This is a genomic window from Oscillatoria sp. FACHB-1407 (genome assembly GCF_014697545.1).
Taxonomy (GTDB): domain Bacteria; phylum Cyanobacteriota; class Cyanobacteriia; order Elainellales; family Elainellaceae; genus FACHB-1407.
Genome location: NZ_JACJSA010000003.1, coordinates 294,787 through 313,139, shown reverse-complemented (window position 1 = coordinate 313,139; position 18,353 = coordinate 294,787). Strand labels below are relative to the sequence as shown.

The window sequence follows — 18,353 nt, the reverse complement described above, 5'->3', positions numbered from 1 at the left end:
GGGTTTCTGGTTCGTGCCGTATCACTTGTATCGGCTGCTATTACCTCCAACATCTGCAAAAAGGGAGAAGCAAAAAGCAGGACAGTTTACGCGGTTGCGATCGCCATCCTGCTCAAATTCACCTCACGTTCAGCGACTTAAACGACGGCAGGCGTGTTCAAGTTGCTTTGAATGGTTTCCCGATATTGGCTCTTGGGCTTTACGCCTTTGAGTTGAGTCACCAGAGCTTTGTCCTTAAAGAACTGCACAGTGGGAGTTCCGGTAACACCCGCCGACTCGGCAATGTCGGGGTCTTCTTCAATGTCAATCTCGATGTAGTGAACTTGACCGTCAAACTCATCCACTACCTTGCTCAGGATCGGCTTAAGCGTATGACAGGGACCACAAGTGGGAGAGGCATACTTCACCACAATCAGGCGATCGCTCTCGTGATACAGCTTCCGCAACGCATAGCCACCCACATGACGAGTCCGATTGAGGTCAAACTCAGCCGCTTGCTCCTCTTCAGTTTTGTAGTGGTGCTCCTCAGCGGGTTTCTCTGAGTCGGCTGATTGATGAAACTCTTGCGCCAAACCATTCACGGACAACCAACGTTCTGCCAACATGGCTGCCATACAGCCTGTGCCCGCCGCCGTGATTGCCTGACGGAACTCGTGATCTTGCACGTCGCCTGCGGCGTAAACCCCTTCTACATTGGTTTCAACTGAACCGGGTTTGGTAACGATGTAACCCACATCATCCAATTCAATCTGACCTTTAAAGAGAGATGTGTTGGGAGTGTGCCCGATCGCGTAGAACAAGCCGCGAACATGCAACTCGCTCTCTTCTTTAGTCTTCACATCCAGGAGTCTTAATCCCTTCATGTGATCTTCCTCACCAAACACATCCAGGACAGTTGTGTTCCAGTGAACCGTGATCTTAGGATTGCTCAACACCCGATCTTGCATCGCTTTGCTGGCACGCATCTTCTCGCCTCGCACCAACAAATGCACATGAGAGCCGTACTTAGTCAGGTAAACTGCCTCCTCGGCGGCAGAGTCACCTCCACCAACAACCGCTAACTCAGCACTGCGGAAGATCGGAGTTGCCCCATCACAAATCGCACAGGCAGAAATGCCCCGGCTCCAGAATTGACGTTCGCAGGGCAAGCCCAATCGTTTTGCTGTTGCACCTGTAGCAATGATGACACTATGCGCTCTGACTTCTCGTTCTTCAGAGCGAATCACAAACGGACGCTGACTGAAATCTACATGGGTAACATCTTCTGTTACCAACTCTGCACCCCAGCGAATTGCCTGAGCCTTCATGTTATCCATCAAGTTAGGTCCGGTGATACCCGCTGGGAAACCGGGAAAGTTTTCGACTTCGGTCGTGGTCATTAGCTGTCCACCCGGTAGCCCTCCTGCTTGAAATCCCTCAAACACAAATGGTTTTAAGTTTGCCCGTGCGGCATAAATGGCGGCAGTGTAACCCGCCGGACCCGAACCAATAATGACAACGTTTTCAACGGGTGGGTTTGTCATAGATGTACTTGAATGAACTCATAACGACTACGCTTTAACCACTATAACGTGTACCGTGGAGAAAAGTAAAGAATTGAATTGAAGTATGAGGAGGGAAGGAAGAGGGAGTGGGAGAGGGAGGGAGTAAAGGAGTGGGAGAGTGAGGGAGTGGAGGAAAGAGACGCAATTAATCGCGTCTTTACGGTTCACCGATCACCCCGTCACGCTATCACCCCACACTCCATCAGCCCTGCAAAGCGTGACGCAACCTTCACCCTAACCCCATCACTCAGCACTCAGTCCTTAAACAAAAATTCCCTCGTCGCAATGACAAGGGATAAAAAATTAATGAGTTCCCCACAACGCCGTCTTACCTCAGTTTTTGACCTGGATAAATCCAGGTGGGGTTCTTGGCTCCAGTTTTAAGTTTCTGGGTACTTGCCCAGTCTACTGCCACTGAAACATCTTGCTCCCCTTATGAGTAGAGTTGTAGATCATAAAACGTTATTGGCAGTCACCAACGCCGCAGTAGAACCTTTCCCTATTGTAGCCAATGGGGAAGGAGCGACAAGAGTAAGGCAACAAAATCACTCTTACAGGTGATCTAGATCCCTTGCTTCTGAATTCCCTACTCCCTATTCCCCATTTCCCTCCTCAAAATGGAGGATGCTTGAGCAGGCTCGATCGCGGTGTAGTCCCTGTTTTTTGCATTTGCGATTCCAGAATGAAGGCATAGAGCGGGCTGGTGTGCATCAGTTGCTCGTGGGTGCCGCAGGCGACGAGTTTGCCCTGATCCATTAAAAAGATGCGATCGGCGTTTTTGATGGTGCTGATGCGTTGGGCGATCACGAAACTGGTGCAGTTTTTGTGGCGCATTAGATCATCCAGTGCTTCGTGGATCTGACTCGCCGTTTTGGCATCAACGGCGGAGGTGCTGTCGTCCAGAATCAGAATGCGGTAGTCGGTGAGAAGAGTTCGGGCGATCGCCACTCGTTGTTTTTGCCCACCAGACAAGCCAATGCCCCGTTCTCCGACGACGGTGTTGTAGCCCTCTGGCAAGCTGTCGATAAAGTCGTGAATTTGAGCCGTTTTGGCAACCGCGATAATTTCATCCAGTGAGGCGTTGGGTTTAGCGTAGGCAATGTTATCCCGCAGGGTGCCGGAAAAGAGAGTCGTCTCCTGAAAGACGATGCCAATTTGCGATCGCAAACTTTCGAGTTGCAGATCTCGCACATCCACCCCATCAATGCGAATGGAGCCTTTGGTGACATCGTAGAAACGAGGTATCAGGTTCATGATCGTGCTTTTGCCCGATCCGGTGATGCCTAAAACGGCAATCAGTTCTCGCGGACGTGTCTCAAAAGAGATGCCCTTGAGGGCTTCCGTGGTCGCACCGGGATAGCGGAAATGGACGTTCTCAAACGTGATGCGCCCAATGCAATCTTTTAAGGGAATAGCATTGAGACGATTGCGAATTTCGATCTGGGCATCTACGACTTCGTAGACGCGATCGGCAGAGGCAGCAGCTTGAGCAATCACAGGAGCCGCAAAGCCAACTAACAAAATCGGTTGCAACAGCAGCAATAGATAGGAATTAAATGCCACTAATTCACCAATGGTAAAGCTGCCTTCGATCACCTGAAAGCCACCATAGGCAATCACTGCAACCCCAATCAAGTTGCTTAACAAGAAAATGTAGGGAAAGGTATTGCGAATCGCTTGAATCGTTCGCATATTGACCTGAATTAACTCATCGTTGAGGTCGGTGTAGCGAGACATCTCAGCCGACTCTCGCACGAATGCCTTCACGACCCGCACGCCCATCAGGTTTTCTTGCAGTACGGCGTTGAGGTCGCCCAACCGTTCTTGAGCCAGAGCAAAGGTTGCCTGATTTTTTGCCAGGAAGCGAGCCAGCAGTAAGCCTGCCAGCGGAACCACCGATAACGTGACTAACGCTAATCGCCAGTTCATCAGTAGCAAAATGATGGCAGTCGTAGCCAGCGTCACCACCGAGCTAACCACCTGGATCAGGCTCGTGCCAATCAAAGTGCGAATCTGCTCCACGTCGCTGGTGATGCGCGTCAACAGTTGCGAGGTCTGTGCTTGATCGTGATAGCTAAAGCTTAGATTTTGAATCTTTTTAAAGATCCTATTTCGCAGATCGTAGGCAACATTCTGGGAAATCTGCTCTGCCCAAAAGCTTTGCCCAAAGTTGAAAATACCTCGTGCGATCGCCACCAACAGCATTGCGATCGCACTGTAAAACACAACTTGTAGATTGCCCTGAGCAATACCCTGATCAATACCCCAACGAAACAGTTGGGGGGTAATCGCATTGGCTGCGGTTAACAACAACAAACTAGCGATCGCCCCAATGACAATGAGCCAATAGGCTTTGAGGCTGACTAAGACTCGATTGAGCGATCGCATAGTACCGTTCTGCTAAGCTACAGACACTAGCTTAACGTCTGTTCACAGCAAAGTTGCTCATTCACGATAGAACGAAATCAGCAGCTGTGATTAAGGAAGATCGAAGTCCATAGAGTTCAGCAATGGTCTTGCCATCGAGTTGAATCAGGGTGTTCTTGCCCTGCTGCACAATATCAAACTCGTCAAACGTCGTGTTTTTGACTTGCAGATAATCTTCTCCATCGTCAAAGTGCTTAATCTGGATAAAACGATTGGGCTGCAACATAAAGCGATCGTCTCTCAACGTACCCACAAGCGCTTGGGAATTATCCGTTAACCGATCAGGACTACCCACTCTCACCTCACCCACAAGATGATCAGCAGGGGAAAAGGATTGACCTCTGATGGAACGCTGCCCTGGGCGAGGTTGGACAAAAATCTGTCGCTCAATCACCTCTCGGCGACCGTAGGGGTCAGTGACTTGGATACGAACTTCCTGCCATCCCGAAGCCGTCGGTGCAACTCGCCACGAGAACCGACCATCCTGATTAAGTTTTGCACCTTTCGGGGCTTTGAGTAGCGTTGCGGCTTCATTATCCTCCAGGTCAAGAGTCGCCGTGTAACGTCTTCCCGGTCGAGCCATGGAATGCCACTCTCCTGCCTCCAGTTTGGCAGTGGCTCGGTTGCCTACCAGCACAGCAACTGACTCGCTCTCCAGGCTGTCATTGCCGTCCTGGTCGATCGCCCGAACCGTGAAGCGATAGATATCACCAATCTGCAAATCTGGAATGGTGAGGCTCGTTTGGTTACCGCCGACAGTCACCGTACGGTTTTCTGAAATGCCCGATGCTTGATCGGTATAGTCAATCGCATAGTAGGCAATATCCCTAGCACGGGCGGGTGACCAACTTAAGGTAACGCTGTCGTTGCCCGTCCAGGCTGCCTCAACTCCGGTCACACGAGCCGACGCTCCCGCCTCTGAGATGACAATGGGGCGATGGAAATAATGCATCTGGGGCACATTCCCGCCATCTTCCACCACCGCATAAACGTAGTATTTGCCCGCATCCAGGTTGCGCGTATCCCAGATGTAACGGCTCCGACGATCCCTTTCTCTGAGATTTTTAGCGATTAACACTCCATCGTAGCCTTCGCCATCGGTGTCATAGTAGAGGCTAACTTTCGCTCTGGAATCCGCATCAAATGCTCCATAGTGAATGGTGACGCTATCCGTTCCCCTGCTGGCTTGCGATCGCGCCTGTGAAGTGGTTTGTAGTCGTGATGCTCCTTGTTGTAACTCAAGCTGCTGAATCGTAATTTGAGGAGCCGCATTGCTGAAGTCGTAAAACGAATAATCAAAATTGGTGAACAAACCATTGTTAATGCCTGTGAGCCGATATCGAGTCAGATCAATTGGCGAGTTGGGTTCACCCAAAACGAACAGATCAGACGTGGGTGTGGAGTAGACAAGCTGAGCCTCTCTTTGCAAATTAACCGCTTTCAACGTGTCCTGTAGGACGAATTCATCCAGGAAGGATGGATTGATTTCCTCAAAGGTAGCCGTGACGTGGCTAAAGAAACCATTGCTGGGGCGGTTGTTCGGACTGCCATAATTTACTTCGATCGCCATGTACGTCTCACCAGAACGATTAAAGGTAAGACCCTGAGACTGGGCTGGCGTAACCGACTCTGCCCCTGCTGCCTCCAGTTGTGCAATCTGATCTGCCCCCAAGAGGCGCGTCGTTCCATCAAAGTTCACCTGACCGCCAACCTCCTTGCTCCAGAACCCCAGGTCAATTTCAAACCAACCTGCGGCAAAGTCATCAGAACGATTATTGTTGTTGGTGTAGTTAATGATTCCTCCAACGTCCGCCAGTTGCTTGCCACCAATCAACGGAATACTGTCGGGAATCACGACATCGACATTAGCAAATAACTTGAAGTCAAGATTACTATCAATGGAGAATGTTGCCTGTCCCTGGATAAAGTCTTCTGCGACATCTGGAATCGATAAAGAAACGGACACATCCAGCTCATAGATGCCACTTTCCCAATCCAAAATGGCTGAACCATTCGCTTTTGTTCTGCCATCTAGAATGCTCAGACCGGGAGTTTCGTCATCCCACGCTTTCGGCAAGTTTTCAGCGTAGCTGCTGACACTTTCACTGGCATTGGTTCCACTTTCAGCGTCTTGTATCTCATTCAAAAAGTTAGACATATCCTGCTGACTGGCAACCAGCAGAGCAATGCTTTCTTCGTTGATTGCGACTCCGGCAGTCAAGGAGACTACAGGGGTATCCTCCAGCGTTAGTTCGGACGCCATCACTACGTTGCCTGCTAGTGCCCGGAGTTGCCCTGGCGCAAGTCCCGTTACAAAGAAACCACCCCCTTTGATAGCCATGGGACCAAAGGGAATTCCAGGGCTGTTTGGCAGGTTAATATCAAATCCCAGGGTATTGAGACGACCATTGACAAATCCAATGGTGCCACCGAATTGTTCAGCGTTTTCAGAATCAAAAATAGGGCTGCCATTGTCCCAACCCTTATTAGGTGTGATCGTGACAAACACAGAACCTGTCCAATTGGCACCACTTCTGGTGTAGGTTAGCGAGTTGAATCCAATCCACTGATTCATCGCATCCTCATCAAAGAGTTTGATATTGCTGAGGGCAATGGAACCGTTGAAGCTGAATGCATCCGTTGCGGATGGTTGAAAAACGATCGCGTTGGCAATTGAATTGGTTGCTCCACTCAAAAGCAAACTCCCAACGGTCTTGTCTTGTGCTTCTTCATCTTTCTCTTTGAGGTTGTAACTGCCTGTCAATATCAGGCTAAAGGGATTGATACTCAGTTCAAGGTTTGCTCCCTCAGCTTCTAAGCTGTAGTGTTCCAGGAAGGGTAGCTCTACATCAAAATTTCCACCTTGAAGGCTAAGGTTGAGATTATTGGTGATCTGGTCGTCACCGTAGGTCAGGGTTACGGCGTCTAAGTTAAAGGCATTAAACACATCGGTGTAGCTATCGCCTGGAGTAACTTGTCCTGAGGCAACTAGCGTGTGGGGATTGTCTTTGCCCCCGGATTGAAAGGTCAAGCTCTGAGGCATGAAGGTGTAGGGCAACAAAGCACCAGACACAGAAGCCGTTGCTGTAATAGCGTAGGCATCATCAGGGCTGCCACTGCCGTTAGCAATATCCAAACTGTCGAAGGTCAACGTGCCCTGGTAGAGAAATCTGTCCTCTTGAGAACCAGCGTTTGGTTTAATCGCGGAAAATGCTCCAGTGATGGTTAAGGTGTTGCCATCGTAGGAAAGACTACCGTTACTGACCTGGACGAGATCAGTGTTGCTGGGATTACTGCCCGTTAGAGGAGGTAGAACGCCAATGGAGATATTAGAAAATTGATAAATTTGACCGTTTACGAAGGCTGAAGTAACCTCCAGTCCAGAGATTCGGACGCCTTTGAGGTCTACTGAGGTAGGCATAGCTATTCCCTGAGTTTATGGTGACAAATACTTTTGGCTTGCTAAGCTTTTGGCTTGCTAAGCTTTTGGCTTGCTAAGCTTTTGGCTTGCTAAGCTTTTGGCTTGCTAAGGATGAGCAGTACAGACCTTGGGGCGATGGGGCATCAATGCAAGATGGTCACTTACTGGCTGTTTTTAATCTGCCCAGAAATATTGTTGAGTTACCATTGCTATCAAAATTGCGTCCACCGATGGGAGCTAACTTTGATTCCGCTGCAATGTAGCTCTGTCGCGGAGTGGCGATCGCTCCACTTATGAGGTGAGATCGTTGCCAACACTCTGGACACATCAGGGAACTTTCAGAGCAATATGACTTCAAAAATCAAGAATTTCTATCTCTTGAGAGAGCAGGCTAACCGCTTGTCGTAGCAGAAACTAATAAAGCCGCTCATTGAGTGCCTGACGTTCAATAACTGCATGAGGTGACGCAGATGGTGAAGTTGTGGGTTTCTTTGCTTGTCATTGGGATTCTGTGGATTTTTGGAACGCTTCCCTGGATTGTCATCTGGGATTATCTGTGCTCCCATGAACCACCAATTGCTTGCCCCAACCCCTCACAGCTCTGGCAACAAGTCGGAGCGGTGATCGCTGTAGACATTATGTTTATTGGGTTGTGTGGATTGGCAATCCACCGACTCAGACGACTCAATCGCGCAAAGCGACAGAGCCGAGCTTAAATTTTGATGTATCGCGCCCAAAGGGTCTGGTAAAACGAGATGTGGGACGGGGGTAGAAGCTATCTGGAAGCAAAGCCTCCGTACTTCTCTCTCGTACCACATCAATTCGAGGTAAGCCGAATCAATTCGCGGTTATCAGAACAAAGTTCACCGCTCGACTGAATTAAACTGAATTCAATCCATATGAGGCTGATGCTTTGGGCTATATGGTCGTAGCCACCGATAAAGTGGAGGCGAGTCAGGAAACCCCCTAAAATCAGTGTTTCAACCATTGCTTTTGTCTTAAGCTTTCTGACTAAAGCTATATTTCAGCAAGATTGTCAGTACCTTACTCATTCTTGATCAAGACTAAAGGGGATAAGGAGGCATCACTACCCTCCTCATCCCCTTTTTCAAACCCAATCTCAAGAATTAATGAAGCTTGCTAGTAAACGGTACCTTTGGAACGTGGTCTTGAAACCATTAATTAAGCGATCGCCACTTCCGCTGCGGTGCGGTTTTCAAACATTTCAAAAACGCGATCTAACTGAGTCAATTCAAAGATGATGCGGATGCGGGAAGAAACGCTACAAATCATCAACCGCTTATTCAACTGTTGAGCATGAGTCAGAGCAGCAACTAATGCCACCAAACCTGCACTGTCCATTGACTCCACAGTCTCCATGTCTACCACAATATTTTTAGCAGGTTGAGCGGTGATGCCTGCTAACAATTGCTGACGAAACTCATCGGCGTTCGCTGCATTAATGTGACCAGAGGGTTGAATTGCAGCGATTTGAGGACGGGCAAGGAGGGTTTGCATAACTTCGTTCCGTTTGACTTCAAGAATTAAAAACAGAAAACCAATGCCTGATGTCTACGACGATATCCGCAATTTTCCGGAAGGACTACTAATTTTAGGTAGATTGACTGAATCTTCAACTAGGAATTTGGGATATAAAGTTTTGGCTAAGTACTCATACGGAGACTGTAGCCCTTGATGCAATTTGCTCCGGCATCACTTCAGCCCGTTCGCGACGTGCGATCGCCCCTTTATTCCCCACTTTGTTTTGCAAACCTCTGTGACAATTCTGCAAGAACCGAAGATTGTTCGGGCATGATAGCGGGGACTATGTTGGTCTGAGAGACCTGTGGTCAATTGTCAACAGTCAATGGTTAGTAGTTAATGGTCAGTAGTCAGTAGTCAATGGTCAATCGTTAATAGTCATTGGTCATTGGTTAATTGGTTAATAGTCAATCGTTAACTGTCAATGGTCAGCGGGCAATGGAAGAAGCTGAGCCGCTCATAATCGACCATTCACAATTCAACGATTAACCTTTCCCCTCATTCATCCCTCATCTGCATTTCTTTTCTCTTCTCATTAGGTTATGCCTGTCTCTAAATCCTCTTCTACGCCCAACAAGTTGGGGCGGCGGTCTTTCCTGTTTTTAAGTGGGGCGGCGTTGGTTACAGGGCTATCCTCCTTTACACCACCCGCGCTCGCCCAGTCAGTCTATCTCCGGCGCAGCGTCGTTGCAGGAGTGCCGCTATATCAAACTGTGATTGATTTATCTGACCCTCACACCTTTTTGGCGATCGGACTTGCCAACAATCCCAACCTGGGCAACCCCTACGGAACAAATGGCGACGAATCCTTTGGGCAAATGGTGGCACGTTATCATGCTGCCTTTGTCACCAGTGGCACGTTTTTTAGTCTAGATGCCGAACGGCGCATCATGGGCAATTTGGTGTCAGGGGGCGAGTTTTTGCGGTACAGCCCCAACGAAAACTATGGAACAACGCTGGGAATTCGCGCTGGCAATCGCCCCGAACTGATCACAGCCCGGGTAGATGGCAGACCCAGTTGGCATCAGCATTGGTTTTCCATTACCGGAGGTCCACGCTTATTGCGCAATGGGCGCGTCTGGTTGGCTCCTCGCACCGAGGGGTTTCGCGATCCGCGAATTTTTGGAGTGGCAGCCCGTTCGGCGATCGGCTTTCCGGCCAGTGGCAAAAAGCTGATTTTGGTGACATTCCTGCGAGAGCTATCTCTCTCTCAAGAAGCTCGTGTCATGCGGGCGATCGGTTGTAGCGAAGCGATGAACTTAGACGGTGGCTCGTCCTCTGCCCTGGCGTATCAAGGCAGAATTCTCATGCAACCCGGACGAGAACTGACTAACGTGATCGTGGCATATGACGCACGACATCCCGCCCCCCGATTTTTGCGCGACTCCTGGTTTCGTTTTCAGGCAGGTGATCGACCAGGATAGAGGGGAGTAAGGGAGTAGAGAGTAGGGGATTGAAGGATAAAAGATAGAAGGTTAAAGGATGAAAAGGAAAGAATAATAAAGGACGGGGGATGAAGGAAAAAACGAATGGCAATTGACGATTGACAATTGACCACTAGTTTTTATCCTTCATCCCTTTATCCCTTATCCTTTATCTTTTCCTCCTTACTTGCCGTTCTTTGCGAGTACCCGCTCCATCACTTTGTCAGGCACTTCTTGCAGGTGGTCGAACTGCCAGTCAAAGAAGCCAACGCCCATGGTGAGCGATCGCAACTCGACAATCAGTGTGTGCATTTCGGCTTGAGGCAGGTGAGCTAAGACCTGATCCCAACCGCGCCAGTTGGGTTTGCTGTCATAACCCAGAATTTGCCCACGCCGACCACTCAACAGCCGCAACACTTTTGAGGTGAAGTCAGACGGCACATTGATCGTGATTGCCACAATCGGTTCTAGCAAGGTGGGTTCACACTTGGGCATGCCTTCTTGCATTGCCAATCGAGCCGCTTGCTTAAAGGCTTGCTCTGAACTGTCCACGCCATGATAGGAACCGTTGGTTAGTGTCACCAATACATCCACCACCGGGTAGCCGAGGGGACCATGCCCCAGATATTCCCGCACGCCCATCTCAACGCCAGGAATGTATTGCTTAGGCACCACTCCACCGACAATCGTTTCTTTAAAGGTGAAGCCTTCGCCCCGTGCCAGTGGTTTGATGTCCAGATAGACATCACCAAACTGTCCGTGTCCTCCGGTTTGATGCTTATAGCGTCCGTGTATCGCAGAGCTTGCTTTGCGGATGGTCTCCTTGTAAGGCACCTGGGGTAGGTGGGTGTTCATCGGCAGGTTATATTTGCGGCGCAAGCGATCGAGCGCGACTTGCAGGTGAATGTCGCCCTGTCCCCACAAGATCACCTCATGAGTATCCCCGTGTTGCTCCCAGAAGAGAGATGGGTCTTCTTCCAGCAGTTTGTTGATGGCAGTACTCAGCTTCACTTCATCACTGCGCTTTTCAGCGGCGATCGCCAGCGCATAGACTGGATTCAACCGTTCTGCCTTGGGCAACATATCCACCAGTTGAGCATCGGTGTTGAGGGTATCTCCGGTTTTGATGCCTTCCAATCGACCCAAGGCGACGATGCTACCAGCGGGAGCCTGGGGAATGCTCTGCTGTTGTTGCCCAGCGAGTTGATAAATACCGCCAACCCGAATGCCGTTGAGCGTCATACCATCGGTCAACGTGCCCTGCCAAACCCGCACGAGGGACAGCTTGCCGCCTTGAGGAGTGAAATAGGTCTTGAGCACTTGCGCCAGTGGAGCTTGAGCGTCTTCCAGGGTAATACCGCGTCGTTCAATCGTAGATTGAGCATCGGGTGCTTCTCGTAGCAGGGCATTGAGCAACGGACGCACGCCAAAGTCTTGCTCTGCGACACCCACAAACACGGGCACAATCAGGTCTGCACCCAACTCCATCTTCAGGTCTTGTAAAATTTCGTCTTCTGTAGGGTTAATCTCTTCCAACAGTTCTTCTAGCAGGTGATCGTCAAAATCTGCCAGGGTTTCGAGCATTTCCAGTCGAGCCGCTTGCTCCTGGTCTTCCAGGTCAGCAGGCAAAGGAATCGGATCGGCGGGTGCTCCGGGATGGTATTGATAGGCTTGCTCGGTGACGAGATCGATGAAACCTGTGAGGTACTCGCCTTGCCCGATGGGATATTGGTGCAGCACCAGGGGACGGCTAGAGACTCCTTTTAACGCCTGGAGAATCTCCGCAAAATTGCCCTGAGCGCGATCCATCTTATTAATAAAGACTAAATGGGGAATTTCCCAATTGTCGAGAAACTGAAGCAATGGAGCCAGGGTCAACACGCGATTGGCGTCGGGTTCACACACCACGATCGCCGCATCTACCCCAATCAGTGCGTTGTAAGTTTCCTGAACAAACTCAACGGAACCGGGACAATCGAGGAATGTAAAACGAATGCCGCCATAATCGGTACTGGCGGCATTCAACTCAACACTCATTTGGCGATCGCGGGCTTCGGTCGAGCTATCACCCACGGTATTACGGTCAGCGACTTTTCCTTTACGAGAAATGGCTCCTGTGACAGACAAAATACTTTCTAACAAGGTTGTTTTGCCACTGAGATACGGTCCCACGATCGCCACATTTCGTGAGCCGGAAAGCACGTTTGCACTCATAAAAACCTCACTTTCACTGATGAGAAATTGTGATTAAGTTCAAGCTATTTGCAAAGCAATAGCTCACTCTAAACCGGAGGTTCAGCCATCAACAGATGAGTTAAAGATAGAGGGTTTGGCTACAACTTGGTTGCAAAACTGTAGAGAACCAGGGTAAAGAGCCAGGTGGACACAGTGCCGATAGCTGAAGGATGAGACGAAGCATTTCTAACTGCTAAACCAGCCAAACGGGATGTAATTCTTGTTGAGAGTTGATGAGCTAATGTCAAACCGTGTATCGATAGAGTTTGGTATTAGCAACTTGACTGGCTTAATTTCAGATTACCGCTTTCTTAACCTGATCTAAGATCGTAGTTAGGAAAATTCACGTCACTAAGCGATCGCAATCTGCTGTTACAGTTCTCAATAGTTTCGTAAGGTATAGCCGTAGTCACCTCAGTTAAGACGCGACACTCAACAGGACAGATGCGATTAATCGCGGCTCTCTCGGCAAGACTCAAATTCAATGTCCTAATGGTTTTGGCGATCGCTATACTAGGCGGCTGCGACTCGTCCTGTTGTAATCCAATCAGCCCAATCTTCTCGACCTTAAGTTCACTTGCCATCGGTTGCCCTGCTGTTCCAGCACCGCGTAGGATGCCAGAGGTGAATAGTTCTGCATGGCGTGATAATTGGGAGCATCGTCATCGTCAGTGGGAACACCCACACTACCCGGATTGGCAACCAGTTGCCCAGACCGCAAATTTCAAAAGCGTTGCCCCCCTGCCCATGGGTTGCTATCTGTTAGCCCTAATCTAATGTGAATTCGGGTCAGGATTTCGGCGGTTAAAACCGCCGCTATTAGAGCAAAACCAACCTGCGTCGGTTCGTCAAATCCTGCCATTTCCGGAGTCCGCGACGGCGGACTTTGCTCTAGTAGACGCGAATTTATTCGCCAGGCTCTTAACCCGAACTGACGTTAATCTATTGAAAATCCTGAATCTTGGGGACAATGCTCCCCGAAAGGAGCTTCAGAACATGCCTTGGTACTACCCCTGTAAATACCCCAAGTGGGTACTTCTTACAAACTGCATCCACCAGTAAAATTCTCTCGTGTGAGGATTAGGGGCAACTATGACAAGGACAGATCTGCTTTGGATTTCACTAATTGTTGCCTCCAGCGTGGCGATCGCTCCCCATAACTCTCTTGCTCAGTCCATTACGGCTGCACCAGATGGCACTGACAGTGTCGTTGAGCGATCGGGCGGTGTGCATACCATTCGCGGTGGTCGCTTGTCGGGCGATGGGCAAAATTTGTTCCATAGCTTTGAGCGGTTTGGGTTGCGGGCTGATGAGGTCGCTAATTTTCTGACGAACCCGCAGATTCAAGCCATTCTCGGACGGGTGACGGGGGGTGATCCATCGGTGATTGATGGATTGTTGCGGGTCACTGGTGGCACTTCTGATTTGTATCTCATCAACCCCGCCGGAATTTTGTTTGGAGCCAATGCTCGGCTCGACATTCCCGCGTCCTTTACCGCAACGACAGCTACAGGCATTGGGTTTGGCGGTTACCTCGAAGAGGAAACTGCTTCACCCCGCTCCTGGAGTGCGTTTGGCTCCAATGATTACGCCAACCTGGTAGGAGAGCCGACCAGCTTTGTTTTCAACACCCCTGAACCAGGAGCAGTTGTCAATTTCGGGACGCTGACGGTTAATCCGGGTGAGCAGTTGACCCTGATCGGTGGCACCGTTCTCAATGCAGGAACGCTATCAGCCCCCGGAGGAGATATCACGATCGCCGCTGTGCCTGGAGAAAGCCGAGTCCGGTTGAGTCAATCGGGAATGCTGTTGAGCCTGGAGCTAGAGACTCAGGAGAGTAGTGATTTAGCGGAGCCTGCCCTGCCCTTTACACCCTTGTCACTGCCGGAATTGCTCACCGGGGGAACGATTGAAACGGCTACGCAACTCATTGTCAATGCGGACGGCACGCTACAACTCACCGGATCAGACACCGCGATTACCCCAATTCCCGGAACCGCCATTGTTTCAGGAACCCTGGATGCGGCTAATGGGATGACTCCAGCTTCTCAACCTGAAATTAATGTCGTGGGCGATCGCATTGCCCTGCTTGCGGCTACCCTCGATGCCTCTAGCCCAGTTCAAGGCGGGACGATTCGTATTGGCGGTGACTACCAGGGCAACGGCAATCTTCCCAACGCCCAGATCACTTACCTCGATTCGGCAACACGCCTCAACGTGGATGGCATTTCTCTCTTTCCGGGCGATCGAGCCGATGCGGGGAGGGCGATCGTCTGGGCAGACCAGACCACTCGGTTTGACGGCAGCATCACGGCTCGTGGTGGCGAGTGGGGTGGCAATGGTGGCTTTGTCGAAGTTTCCGGGCTACAAAACCTGGCATTTCAGGGAACCGTCAACACCCTCGCCCCCGATGGAATTACCGGAACACTGTTGCTCGACCCGACCGATATTGACGTTGTAACTCCCAGCATCGGACCGACTGCCTTTACAGCCCTGAGCCAGGTGGATGAGTTGACTGATCCGGATATTGCTCCCAATACGTTAGATGTGGCACTGATCAACAATGCCCTCACCAATGTGACGCTGCAAGCAACCAACAACATTACCTTTCGCTCTCCCATCAATATTCAGACGGCTGGCGTCGGCTTGACGGCCTTAGCCAATAACAACATTGCAGTAAATACGACCATCACAACGCAAGGCGGCAACCTGACGCTAATTGGCGACAACGACAATTCCGGTTCTGGAGCCGTCAGGGTGGATACGGGGCAGTTCATCACCACGAATGGGGGAGATGTCACGATTCGGGGACGCAATTCTAGCAATACTTTTGCCTCTGGCATTGGAGCCTCGATTCTCAGCCCGATTAACTCAGGTGGGGGTGACATTCAAATCACAGGGGAATCAACCTCCGCAATTGGAGTGCCAGACTTTCAGGGCGATCGCGGCATTAGCCTGGGATCGGACGCACCCTTAAACTCTGGAGGTGGAGATATTACCCTCACAGCCAACAACGTTGAGCAGGAGGGGATTGTGGCACTTGAGCCAATTAACTCCGATGGAGGAGACATTACCCTCACGGTGACGAGTGCAACCAACAACAGCATTGCGTTGGCTGATCCCATCAACGCTGGTACGGGGAGTATCACCATCACCACCGATGACCTGACCCGAAGTGCCGATGCTACTTTGTTAGGCAGCGGAAATCTGACCATCCAGCCGTTTGCTCCCAGTCGGGCGATCGCTCTGGGCAATACCAGTCCTATCACTGGCGTACTTGACCTCGGCACCTTGTTAAACGACTTGAATGGTTTCAACAGCATCACCATCGGACGTGCCAATGGCAGCGGAGCAATCACCCTGAGGGAAACTATACAGGTCAGCGATCCCTTAACCGTGCGATCGCCCCTCGGCTCAATTGACACCACCGGAAGCAGCATTCTGGGTTTAGATAATGCCACGATTACCCTGCTGGCAGGAACCTCTCTCCTCACCGGAGACATTAACAATCCCTCGCGAGCCATCACCCTCACCAGCCAAAACGGTATCGTTGATACTCGCGCAGGGTCAATTACCACCGCTAACGAAGGCGTCAATGATGGAGGGGCGATCGCCATTACGGCCACCGGAGATATCTTCACCAATCAACTCAACACCTCAACTGAAACAGGGGCAGCAGGTGCCATTACCGCTACCAGTCGCGATGGTTCGATCACCCTCAATGGTGACACTCTAGCAACGGCAAGTAGTGGCACAGGTGGTGATGTAGTTTTGACGGCTCGACAGGGCTTGGTTCAGGCAGGTAGTATTCGCACCCGTGCCTCCAGCAATGCGGGAAACGTTACTGTAATCGCACAAGACCGCATCACCACGAGGGATATCGACACTCAATCCGCTAGTGGCGACGCCGGAGATGTCAGCCTTGACCCCAATGGAGATGTGCAGGTCAACACAATCAACGCTCAGAGTGGGTCGGGTAATGGTGGCACCGTCAACATCGTGACGCGACAATTTTTTAGAGCACTGGGCAGCTTTCGCGATCGCAATGGCATTCTGGCAAGCATCTCGACCGCAGGCAACACGGGTGGGGCAATCACAATTCAACATGGAGGGGGCGATCGCACCCCCTTTATCGTTGGCAACGCGACCACTAACGGCACCCAGGGAAGCATCACCAGTGGCAGCACCACTCTCCCTGCCGTTCCTCCCCGAACGCTACAGGGTGATTTCACTCAGGGCAATATTCAAATTCTGACCAATGACGATCCGCGACCACCACTACCGCCACCGCCACCGCCGCCACCGCCACCACCGCCATCCCTGCAATGTCCTCCCAATTGCCCACCCGACATCGCACCCGTTCCACCCCTGAATCCTGACAGTTCGCCCATCCGTGGCAACGACAACCCCTACTTCTCGCCATCCTTACCTGCTGAACTGTTTCAGGTAAAGGACTTCAATCTAGTTCGCAACACGCTGTTCAATTTGCAAACCGCCACTCAGGTCAAAACAGCCCTCATCTACATCAGCTTCGTACCAGCGGATCTGCCGAATGAGCTAAGCTACGAAACCCTGGAAACAAACGCCATTCAACAATACAAGCGATATCTCCAGGGCGATCCCCTTGGATCAGAAGCAACTGTCTTGTTGCAGGCACGTGACAATGATCAGCTTGAGTTACTCATCATTACGGCAACGGGCGAACCGATTCGTAAGCGCATTCCCGATGTTACCCGTGCTCAAGTTCGGCGTGTTGCCGATCGCTTTCGCAGTCAAATCACCGATCGCTTCGGCACACGAACAAGCGACTATCTCACCACTGCCCAACAACTCTATGAATGGTTAATTGCACCCATTCAACCTGACCTTGCTGCCAACGAGATCCAAACCCTGTCCTTCATTATGGATTTCGGACTGCGATCGCTCCCCATAGCAGCTCTCCACGATGGAGAGCGGTTTCTGATTGAGCAATACAGCATCAATCTGATGCCCAGCATTAGTCTGATTGATACCAGCTATGTCAATCTCAACAACGTGCAACTGCTAGCAATGGGAGCGTCAGAATTTGAGAACTTCGCCGCGCTTCCTGCTGTGCCCATCGAATTAGAAGCAATTACGGCAACGCGCCCAGGGGTTTCTTTCCTCAACGACTCATTTACCCTGGGCAACCTGCGACTCCAGCGCGATCGCCGTGGTTTTGGGATCGTCCACCTGGCAACCCATGCAGAGTTTCGCCCAGGGCAACCCGCCAACTCCTTCATTCAGCTCTGGGATCAAAGGCTACAACTCAATCAGCTACGCCTGCTCAACCTTTACGATCCACCTGTAGAGTTGCTGGTTTTGAGTGCCTGCCGCACTGCCCTGGGAGATGAACAAGCCGAACTGGGCTTTGCCGGATTGGCATTGCAAGCAGGAGTCAAATCGGCTCTCGCCAGCCTGTGGTATGTCAGCGACGAGGGCAGTCTGGCATTTATGACCGAGTTTTATCGGCAACTGCAAACTGCACCAACTAAAGCTGAAGCCCTCCGCCAGACCCAACTCGCCCTAATCCGGGGAGACGTGCAGTTCGTAGCAGGAGAACTCCGTGGCACCGAAGACTCCATTTCCCTGCCCCCGCAACTGACCACTCAACAAACCGTTCCGCTAGATCATCCCTTCTTCTGGTCAGCCTTCACCTTAGTAGGTAGCCCCTGGTAGAAAGTGATGGATGGATGGGTGATGGGGTGGGAGGGTCTTAGAGTGATGGGGTAATGGGTGATA

11 protein-coding genes and 1 other RNA gene are annotated in these 18,353 nt (G+C 50.9%); 3 read left to right on the top strand and 9 right to left on the bottom strand.

Annotated features, from left to right (window positions below; translation table 11 throughout):
* Window positions 1-137: 137 nt before the first annotated feature.
* The 4 genes from trxB to H6G89_RS07310 all read right to left on the bottom strand — a co-directional run bounded on the left by trxB (window position 138) and on the right by H6G89_RS07310 (window position 7,392).
* Complete coding sequence (trxB, locus tag H6G89_RS07325) at window positions 138-1,523, bottom strand: thioredoxin-disulfide reductase (protein WP_190504649.1); 1,386 nt, start codon at window positions 1,521-1,523, stop codon at window positions 138-140.
* Between the two features lie 329 nt (window positions 1,524-1,852).
* A non-coding RNA gene (ssrS, locus tag H6G89_RS07320) (6S RNA) lies at window positions 1,853-2,037 on the bottom strand.
* A gap of 119 nt (window positions 2,038-2,156) precedes the next feature.
* A complete protein-coding gene (locus H6G89_RS07315) occupies window positions 2,157-3,932 on the bottom strand; it encodes an ABC transporter ATP-binding protein (RefSeq protein ID WP_190504648.1) in 1,776 nt (591 codons plus the stop codon).
* 61 nt (window positions 3,933-3,993) lie between these two features.
* Window positions 3,994-7,392 carry a fibronectin type III domain-containing protein gene (locus H6G89_RS07310; protein ID WP_190504647.1) on the bottom strand — a complete coding sequence of 1,133 codons (3,399 nt, stop codon included), beginning with the start codon at window positions 7,390-7,392 and terminating at the stop codon, window positions 3,994-3,996.
* 470 nt (window positions 7,393-7,862) lie between these two features.
* Between H6G89_RS07310 and H6G89_RS07305 the strand changes: the two genes are divergently transcribed.
* A complete protein-coding gene (locus H6G89_RS07305; protein WP_190504646.1) occupies window positions 7,863-8,108 on the top strand; it encodes a hypothetical protein in 246 nt (81 codons plus the stop codon).
* A 466-nt stretch (window positions 8,109-8,574) separates the two neighbouring features.
* Here the strand turns inward: H6G89_RS07305 and H6G89_RS07300 are convergent, their stop codons facing one another.
* Window positions 8,575-8,910, bottom strand: coding sequence for an STAS domain-containing protein (locus H6G89_RS07300; RefSeq protein WP_190504645.1), 336 nt, complete (start codon window positions 8,908-8,910; stop codon window positions 8,575-8,577).
* Between the two features lie 566 nt (window positions 8,911-9,476).
* On the opposite strand from H6G89_RS07300, the gene H6G89_RS07295 reads away from it, so the two are divergent.
* Window positions 9,477-10,358 carry a phosphodiester glycosidase family protein gene (locus tag H6G89_RS07295; RefSeq protein ID WP_190504644.1) on the top strand — a complete coding sequence of 294 codons (882 nt, stop codon included), beginning with the start codon at window positions 9,477-9,479 and terminating at the stop codon, window positions 10,356-10,358.
* Window positions 10,359-10,541: 183 nt separating this feature from the next.
* Here the strand turns inward: H6G89_RS07295 and H6G89_RS07290 are convergent, their stop codons facing one another.
* The 4 genes from H6G89_RS07290 to H6G89_RS07275 all read right to left on the bottom strand — a co-directional run bounded on the left by H6G89_RS07290 (window position 10,542) and on the right by H6G89_RS07275 (window position 13,455).
* The gene (locus H6G89_RS07290; RefSeq protein ID WP_190504643.1) at window positions 10,542-12,572 is read right to left on the bottom strand and encodes an elongation factor G; all 2,031 of its coding nucleotides are present in this window, start codon (window positions 12,570-12,572) and stop codon (window positions 10,542-10,544) included.
* A 332-nt stretch (window positions 12,573-12,904) separates the two neighbouring features.
* Window positions 12,905-13,177 (bottom strand): hypothetical protein, encoded by a 273-nt coding sequence (locus H6G89_RS07285; RefSeq protein ID WP_190504642.1) that lies wholly within the window; start codon window positions 13,175-13,177, stop codon window positions 12,905-12,907.
* Window positions 13,141-13,314 carry a hypothetical protein gene (locus H6G89_RS07280; protein WP_190504641.1) on the bottom strand — a complete coding sequence of 58 codons (174 nt, stop codon included), beginning with the start codon at window positions 13,312-13,314 and terminating at the stop codon, window positions 13,141-13,143. The genes H6G89_RS07285 and H6G89_RS07280 overlap by 37 nt, the downstream gene beginning before the upstream one ends.
* Before the next feature lie 3 nt (window positions 13,315-13,317).
* A complete protein-coding gene (locus H6G89_RS07275; protein ID WP_190504640.1) occupies window positions 13,318-13,455 on the bottom strand; it encodes a hypothetical protein in 138 nt (45 codons plus the stop codon).
* A gap of 230 nt (window positions 13,456-13,685) precedes the next feature.
* Here H6G89_RS07275 and H6G89_RS07270 point away from each other — a divergent pair, with 230 nt between their 5' ends.
* Window positions 13,686-18,290, top strand: a complete 4,605-nt coding sequence (locus H6G89_RS07270; protein WP_190504639.1) for a CHAT domain-containing protein — start codon at window positions 13,686-13,688, stop codon at window positions 18,288-18,290.
* Window positions 18,291-18,353 lie beyond the last annotated feature (63 nt).